The sequence below is a fragment of the Halorubrum ezzemoulense DSM 17463 genome (assembly GCF_002114285.1).
Lineage (GTDB): Archaea > Halobacteriota > Halobacteria > Halobacteriales > Haloferacaceae > Halorubrum > Halorubrum ezzemoulense.
In genome coordinates, this window is record NZ_NEDJ01000103.1 from 1 (window position 1) to 7479 (window position 7479).

Genomic DNA, 7479 nt, shown 5'->3' on the forward strand with positions numbered 1-7479 from the left:
TGCGTGGGCCGCGTCTGAGTGGTACGCGAGCCGGTCACTGGTGCCCTCCCGGCGTCCACTCCGCCTTTCCAGGGCTTGCGTCGCCTCCCCCGCCCCCCCGGCTGCCCCTTTGCGCCCCACCCCCCACCGCTCCGTACCGCACCTCACACCTCCCCAGCCTCGTCAGTCGCCTCCGCTTCGCTCCGGTGACTGACTCCCTCGCGCGTGCTGCTCGGCCGCGGGGCGGCCTCGCAGGCACGCGCCACCGCCTCTTATTTGTAAATAGTCGCCACTGCTCACGGATTGTTCGCAACAGCAGAATGGGACCGCCCGGATTCGAACCGGGGTCACGAGCACCCAAGGCTCGGAGTATACCACTAACCCACGGTCCCGTACTCCTACATACCCCGAAGAGCCGCTAAAGGGTTTCGTTGCGCGTCGTCACTCCTCGTCGTCGCGCCGTTCGAGGTCGGCGACGATGTCGTACGGGTCGGTCCCCTTCCGGACCGAGTCGAGGATGAAGAACGCCTCGTCGGGCGCGAGGAAGTGCCGCGTCACCCCGCGGCCGAGCGGCGTCGGCTCGAAGCCGTCGATGAAGTTCCACTCCAGCAGCTTCCCGAGCGCGTGCTTGGTGGGGACCTCGCCGATCATCCGGTCGTTGAGGCGCTTCGCCTTCTTGCCGGCGACGACGACGTTCGCGAGCGTCTCCTCGGCGGCCGCGGTCTCGTCGTAGTGCGTCGCCACGTCCTCCATCTCGCCTTTCAGCAGGGTGAACGCCACCTCGTCCTCCGTGCGGTCCATCGACCCGTGGTAGACGCCGTCCGGCTCGACGAGGAGGTAGACCCGGCCGCGGTCGTGGTAGTCCGGGCGTCCGGCGCGCCCGAGCATCTGCGAGAACTCCTGGACGGAGAGCCACTCGATCCCCATCGCCAGCGAGTCGAAGATCACCTGTGAGGCGGGGAAGTCGACGCCGGCCGCCAGCGCCGCGGTGGTGACGACCGCCGAGAGGTCCTGATTCCCGAACATGCGCTCGACCTTCTTCCGGCGCCCGTAGTCGAGGCCGGCGTGGTACGGCGCGGAGTCGTACCGGAGCTTGCGGCTGATCTCGTGACAGCGCCGCCGCGAGTTGGTGAAGATGATCGTCTGCCCGCGGTACCCCTTCGACGACTTCGTGTCGAACTCGCGTTTCACGAGCTTGTCGGCGATCTGGGCCTTCTCACGGCTGTCAGCGAAGGTGACGTGGCGCTCGATGGGGACCGGGCGCTCCTCGTACTCGATGAGCGTCGCGCGGAGCTTCTCCGCGAGCCACTCCGGGTTCCCGACGGTCGCCGAGAGGTAGACGAACTGCGTCCCGTCGTAGCCCGCGCGGGTCTCCATCCGGTCCTCGCTGTAGTACTTCAGCCGGGAGATGAGCCCGTCGAGCCGGTGGCCGCGCTCGCCCTCCTTCAGCGTGTGGACCTCGTCGATGACGACCGTCCCCACGTCGCCGAGGTCCTTGCCCGTCCGGAGCGCGTGGTCGATCCCCTCGTAGGTGCCGACGATCACGTCGGCGTTCGGGTCGAAGCGGTTGCCGTCGTCGTTCACCCGCGAGGAGCCGACCCGGATGGAGACGTCGAGCAGGTCGCCGTAGCGGTCCTCGAAGTCCTCGTGCTTCTGGTTGGCGAGCGCGACGAGCGGGACCAAGAAGAGCAGCTTCCCGTCCCCCTTCAGCGCGCGGTCGATCCCGGTCAGCTCGCCGACGAGCGTCTTCCCCGTCGCCGTGGCGCTCACCACGAGCTGGTCGTCGCCGTCGAGCAGGCCGTTCCGCACGGAGAGACTCTGGACCGGCAGTAGCTCCTCGAAGCGGCCTTGGAGGTGCGAAGAGAGGTCCGGATGGAGGTCCAAGTCTTCGGTCCGGACGGGCGAGACGTCGTCGACGTTCGCCGACACCTCGTCGTACTTCGTGAGGTCGGGGTCGAGTCCGCCCTGGAGGAGACTCACGATCCGGTCGAGGTCGCCCGACTCGTACAGCAGCTCCTCCAATCGCTCCTCGGCCGCGCCCGTGAACTCCCCTTTGTACGACAGCTCCCGCTCTAGCTCCCGGCGGGCGCAGTCCCGACAGATCAGCTCGCCGTTGTGGTCGATGGCGTCCTCGCTCGTGATCGGCCCGTAGCGCCCGTCGCTCGCGCAGCGCCGGCAGGTCCGGACCGCCGTCGCCTCCAGCTGGTAGCCGTCGAGCATCTCCTTCAGCCGCGTCCGGTTCTCCGGCGAGGTCTGCTCGGAGATGCGGATCCGACCGGCCGCCCGCGCGAGGTCGACGAACTCGTCCGGCTGGCGGGGGTGGTCCTCCCCGTCGCGGATCACCCGGAACTTCCCCGGGCGTGGGCCCGCGGAGGTCTCCTTGAGTTCGAGCCGCCCGCGGAGCACGCGCTTGCCGTCGCGGTTCGCGACGACAGTGTAGTCGCTCCGCGCCTCGTGGAGGAACAGCGTCTCGACCTCGGCCAGCTGCTGTGACACTGCCGTGCGGTACGCGAGCGAGGTATTTCAGGTGTTCGGCTCGGGGATCGGAACCGGTTCGGAGACACGCGGCGCCGCGGCTACGTCACGCGAACGCGCGGAGAAAAACCCGCCTCACGGACGGGGTCGGGGTCGAGGGGTCTACGAGACGAGCAGCTTCTCGCCGCGGTCGACCGTGATCCGGCACGGCGGGGAGAGCTTGTTGTACGCGCGGCGGAACGCCTCCTTCACGACGGAGGCCTGCTCGACGTCGCAGTAGGCGGTGAACACGACGTCGTCCTTGTTGAGCCGCGCGGCGGTGCCGACGGGCTTGCCGAACGCCTGGCGCATCCCGTCGGAGACGCGGTCCGCGCCGGCGCCGGTCGCCTGCTTGTTCTCTCGGATGACCTGGTGGGGGAACTTGCGGAGGGTCATCTTGTAGTTGCCCTCGCCGAGCTCCTTGATCAGGTGGCGGTTCGCCGAGAGGCGCGCGCTCTCAAGCGACCCGTGTCGAACCTGGAGCTCCTCCTCGACGCGGAGGCTGATCTGGACGGGGTAGTCGTCCGGCTCCGCGGAGAGGTCGCCCATGTTGTGCTGGGCGATCTTCGAGCCGGGGATACCCGTGATGTACTCGCGGCGGGTGTACGACGGCTTGTCGATCGTCCGATACATAGAGGCGGGTTTGTCAGACATGGCTACTTGTCCGATGTAGCCCGCGCTGCGGCGATAAACCCTTCGATAGCGAGGCGCCCGCCGCGGCTCCTCGGGGAGTCAGCACCGGCGATCCGCTGGATTGCGGTCTGCGTTGACACGCCGCCCGCTCACTCCTCCGGCGTCGGTTCGAGCGCGACGTGGTCGAACCCGCGCTCCGCGAGCCGCTCGGCGGCACGGTCGGTGACCGACGGGGCGACTAAGATTCCGCGCACCTCCGGCGAGTCCGCGTCGTCGGTCTCGCCGTCGTTCGCCTCGATCCCTAACTCCTCGCGGAGCGCCCGGACGTACCGCGCGAGCTGTCCCACGGCGTCCGGACCGACCCGGCGGCGCTTCAGCTCGACGACGACCGGCGTGCCGTCGGCGTCAACGCCGAAGACGTCCATCGGACCGGCGCTGGACGGGCGTTCGGTCTCGCGGGGCTCGAACCCGGGCTCGACGAGGTCGGGGCGCTCCAAGATTCGGGTCCGGAGGTCCTCCTCGCTCCCGTGGAGCGTGAGGTCGCGGCCGCCGGTCACGGCCATCGCGGAGAGCTGGTCGACGGCCGCGAAGCGGACGGTCAGGGTCTCGTCGGGGTTGCTCCGCGTCGAGCGCACGCGCAGCCGTCCCTCGCGCACCGCGGCGCGGTGTTCCGACCCCGGCGGCTGCCAGTTGACGGGTTGCCGCCCCTCGTCGGTGTGGACGAGGGCGGCGCCGTCGGGCTTCAACACGAGCAGGCGGTCGCCGGCGCCCAGGTCCGAGGCCGCACGCCCCTCGTAGCTGACCGTACAGCGGCCGAAGACGCTGATCAGGTCGCCGCGCTCGAAGGCGTCCTCCAGCTCCCAGAGGGCCTCGCGGTGGCTCGGGTCGTGGACGCTCGTGACTGTCACTGGCTCTCGTAAGCGGTCGCGGGGGAAAAAGGACGCGAGCCGGGGCCGGTCGTCACCGTTCGGCGAGGCGACGCGCCGTTCGCCTCGCCTCAGTCGCCGCGCCGCGACACGACAATGCCGGCGACGAAGAGGACCGCGCCGAGCGCGAACGCGGCGACGCGAAGCGCCGTGTCGGAGACGAGGATTCCGGCTAACACCGAGACACCGAATCCGGAGTGTAACCCCGCGGTGAGATTCATACGTCCGGTACGGTCGCGCGGCACAAAAGCGGGTCGAACCGGCGGGCTCGGCGGTCGCCGTCCGGCCGGGTCAGGTCCCGTGTTCCCAGCTCCCCATGTACTCGCGCTGCTCGTCGCTGAGGTCGTCGTACTCGACGCCCTCGGCGGCGAGCTTGATGTCCGCCACCTCGCGATCGAGCTCGTCGGGCACGTCGTGGACGCCGGCGTCGTACGCGTCGCCGTTGGCGGCGAGCTCGCGGACGACGACCGCCTGAACGCCGAAGCTCTGGTCCATCACCTCGACCGGGTGGCCTAAGGCGATGGGCGCGGCGAGGTTGACGAGGCGGCCCTCCGCGATGACGTTGAGGACGCGGCCGTCGGGCATCTCGAACCCCTCGACGCCGTCGCGGACCTCGTAGCGGTCCACGGCGAGGTCGTCGAGGTCGTCGAGGTTCACCTCCACGTCGAAGTGGCCGGCGTTCGCGAGCAGGACGCCGTCGCTCATCTCCGCGAAGTGCTCGCGGGTGATCACGTCGCGGTTGCCCGTCGTCGTGATGAACACGTCGCCCTTCGCGGCGGCCTCCTCCATGGGGAGCACCTCGTACCCCTCCATGTGCGCTTCGAGCGCCTTCCGCGGGTCGACCTCGCAGACGATGACGTTCGCGTTCTGCCCGGACGCCTTCTTGGCGACGCCCTTCCCGCACTGGCCGTAGCCACCGACGACGACGTTCTTCCCGGCCCACGAGAGGTTCGTCGTCATCGCGATGGTCGCGAGCGACGACTCGCCCGTGCCGTGGACGTTGTCGAACAGCTGCTTCATCGGCGTGTCGTTGACGGCGAAGACGGGGTAGTGGAGCTCGCCGTCGGCGTCCATCGCGCGCAGGCGGTCGACGCCCGTGGTCGTCTCCTCGGCGCCGCCGACGATGGAGTCGATCAGGTCGGGGTACTCCTCGTGGACGAGTTTCACCATGTCCATCCCGTCGTCGACGGTGACGGTCGGCTCGTGGGTGATGCAGGCGTGCATCGCGTCGTAGTACTCGTCGTCGTCGACGCCCCGCACGGCGTAGGAGGTGATCGACTCGTGGTCGTCGAGCGCGGCCGACACGTCGTCGTGCGTCGAGAGGGGGTTACACCCGGTGATCGCCACCTCGGCGCCGCCCTCGGCGAGCAGTTCGACGAGGTTCGCCGTCTTCGCCTCGACGTGCATCGCCATCGCGATGGTCTCGCCAGCGAGCGGCTGCTCGTCGACGAACTCCTCGCGCAGCGCGTTCAATATCGGCATGTGCTGGAGCGCCCAGTCCATCTTCCGGCGGCCCTCTTCCCGGGCCGCATCGACGTCGGAGAGGTGCTGTGACACCGGCGGATACGCGGTTTCGCTCATACCTCTCGGTTCGCTCACGGCGCACTAAACCCTGCCGACACCGGAGTGCGTCCGCAAAATGAGAGTCGGTCTCGGCGACCGTCGCCCGCGTTACCGAACCGAGCTGCGGACCGCGTCGTCAGTTCCCGCCCGGGCCGCCAGCGTGGTCCGGCGGTCCGCCCTCGCCGTCGTCATCGTCGGCTTCCTCGTCCGCTTCGTCTTCGTTAGCGTCCTCGTCGGCTTCCGTTTCCTCCTCGTCCGCTTCGTCTTCGTTAGCGTCCTCGTCGGCTTCCGTTTCCTCCTCGTCGGCGTCGTCTTCAGCCTCGTCTTCCGCGCTCTCCTCGTCCTCTTCGTCCTCGTCGGCGTCCTCGCCCTCTTCGTCGGCGTCGTCGTCTTCAGCATCACCCTCGGTCTCCTCGGCATCGTCGCCGTCCTCCTCGCGGTCGGGGCCGGCGTCGGACGGCGGGCCGCGCTCGTCGTCATCCTCACCGTCGGGACCGGCGTGATCGGGCGCGTTACCGGGCGCGTCGGTCTCGTTCTCGGCGTCGTCGCCATCGTCCGCGTCGTCCGGACCGCCGGGGCCGCCCGCGTGGTCCGGGGCGTTACCGGGGTTGTTCTCCGTCACGAAGTCGGAGACCGCGCCACCGATGCCGCCCTCGCGGTCCTCGATGTCCTCGATGAACTCCCGGACGAGCTGGCCGAACGGCTGCCCCTCGGCCTCGTCCTCGTCGCCGACGGTGAGGTCGACGGTCGTCGAGACGCTCTCGCCCTCGTACGCGGCGGTCACCTCGACCGTGACGTTCTCCTCGGCGGCCGGGAGGCCGACGGTTCCGTCTTCGTCCGTCTCGTACTCGCCCGCGCCGGCGTAGGTGGCGTACTCGTCGACGGTCGTGACGGTCACCGAGGCGTTCTCGACCGCGGTGCCGTTGTCGGTGACCGTGACGACGGGCTCGCCGTCGGTGTCGTCGACGGCCACTTCGAGGCCGTCGGGCGCCTCGATGTCGACCGTCTCCGAGGCGCTCTCGTTGTCGTATTCGGCCGTGACGTTCACCGTCACGTCCTCCTCGGCGGCCGGCAGCGTCACCGTGCCGTTCGCGTCGGTCTCGTACTCGCCCGCGCCGGCGTAGGAGGCGTTCTCGTCGACGGCCGTGACGTTCACCGAGGCGTTCTCGACCGGGTCGTCGTCGTTCGTCACTGTGACGACGGGCTCGCTCTCGGCGTTCGCCACGTCGAGTTCGAGGCCGTCGGGCGCTTCGAGGTCGACCGTCGTCGAGGCGGTGTCGTCGCCCGCGGCGGCGGTCACCGCGACGGTGACGTCCTCCTCGGCGGCGGGAAGGTCGACCGTGCCGTTCGCGTCGGTCTCGTACTCGCCGGTCCCCGCGTACGACGCGTTCTCGTCGTCATCGTCGACGACGCTCACGACGACCGTCGCGTTCTCGACCGCGGTGTCGTTCTCGGTCACCGTGACCGTCGGTTCGCCGTCCGCGTCGTCGACGGCCACTTCGAGGCCGCCGTCGGCGGCCGCGACGCCCGTCGCCGCGACGCCCGTCACGGCGCCGAGCGCGACGACTGCGGCCAGTAGGATCGCTCTCGTGCGTTCGCTCATGTCCACTCGGGTCCAGTCTCCCTTTCGGTATAAAAAGCGAAGTCGCTTAACGCGGTTTAATCCGGTTTGTATCCGGGTTAACGGCGCTGTTGCGTCTGTTTTGATTGATCGCCGTTAACGCGAGTATCTCGGTCGTGATCCCCCAGAGTTCGCCCCCGATTCGGCTCGGTCGTCGCTCGCGCGCGACACGTTTCTCCGGTCGTATTCCGAGTCGCTCCCGCAGAGAACACGCCCAAAGCCCCCGTGGCTGCCCCTTTGAAT

At 69.1% G+C, this 7479-nt stretch carries 6 protein-coding genes and 1 tRNA gene; all 7 read right to left on the reverse strand.

Annotation, left to right across the window (positions count from 1 at the left end):
• Positions 1 to 300: 300 nt before the first annotated feature.
• The 7 genes from B9H04_RS16795 to B9H04_RS16820 all read right to left on the reverse strand — a co-directional run bounded on the left by B9H04_RS16795 (position 301) and on the right by B9H04_RS16820 (position 7218).
• A tRNA-Pro gene (locus B9H04_RS16795) sits at positions 301 to 371 on the reverse strand.
• 49 nt (positions 372 to 420) lie between these two features.
• Positions 421 to 2475, reverse strand: a complete 2055-nt coding sequence (locus tag B9H04_RS16800; protein WP_049932853.1) for a DEAD/DEAH box helicase — start codon at positions 2473 to 2475, stop codon at positions 421 to 423.
• Positions 2476 to 2616: 141 nt separating this feature from the next.
• Positions 2617 to 3147, reverse strand: coding sequence for a 50S ribosomal protein L16 (locus B9H04_RS16805; RefSeq protein ID WP_004599151.1), 531 nt, complete (start codon positions 3145 to 3147; stop codon positions 2617 to 2619).
• A 128-nt stretch (positions 3148 to 3275) separates the two neighbouring features.
• Complete coding sequence (gene nucS / locus B9H04_RS16810) at positions 3276 to 4034, reverse strand: endonuclease NucS (RefSeq protein WP_049932852.1); 759 nt, start codon at positions 4032 to 4034, stop codon at positions 3276 to 3278.
• Positions 4035 to 4123: 89 nt separating this feature from the next.
• Complete coding sequence (locus B9H04_RS18895) at positions 4124 to 4273, reverse strand: hypothetical protein (RefSeq protein WP_169714320.1); 150 nt, start codon at positions 4271 to 4273, stop codon at positions 4124 to 4126.
• Between the two features lie 70 nt (positions 4274 to 4343).
• A complete protein-coding gene (locus tag B9H04_RS16815; protein WP_049932851.1) occupies positions 4344 to 5633 on the reverse strand; it encodes an adenosylhomocysteinase in 1290 nt (429 codons plus the stop codon).
• Positions 5634 to 5751: 118 nt separating this feature from the next.
• Positions 5752 to 7218, reverse strand: coding sequence for a hypothetical protein (locus B9H04_RS16820; protein WP_049932880.1), 1467 nt, complete (start codon positions 7216 to 7218; stop codon positions 5752 to 5754).
• Positions 7219 to 7479: the final 261 nt, after the last annotated feature.

Bases quoted from the DNA above. Each gene is read 5' to 3' on its own strand.
- B9H04_RS16815 (WP_049932851.1), bottom strand. From the start codon at position 5,633: ATGAGCGAAACCGCGTATCCGCCGGTGTCACAGCACCTCTCCGACGTC.
- B9H04_RS16805 (WP_004599151.1), bottom strand. From the start codon at position 3,147: ATGTCTGACAAACCCGCCTCTATGTATCGGACGATCGACAAGCCGTCG.
- B9H04_RS16820 (WP_049932880.1), bottom strand. From the start codon at position 7,218: ATGAGCGAACGCACGAGAGCGATCCTACTGGCCGCAGTCGTCGCGCTC.
- B9H04_RS18895 (WP_169714320.1), bottom strand. From the start codon at position 4,273: ATGAATCTCACCGCGGGGTTACACTCCGGATTCGGTGTCTCGGTGTTA.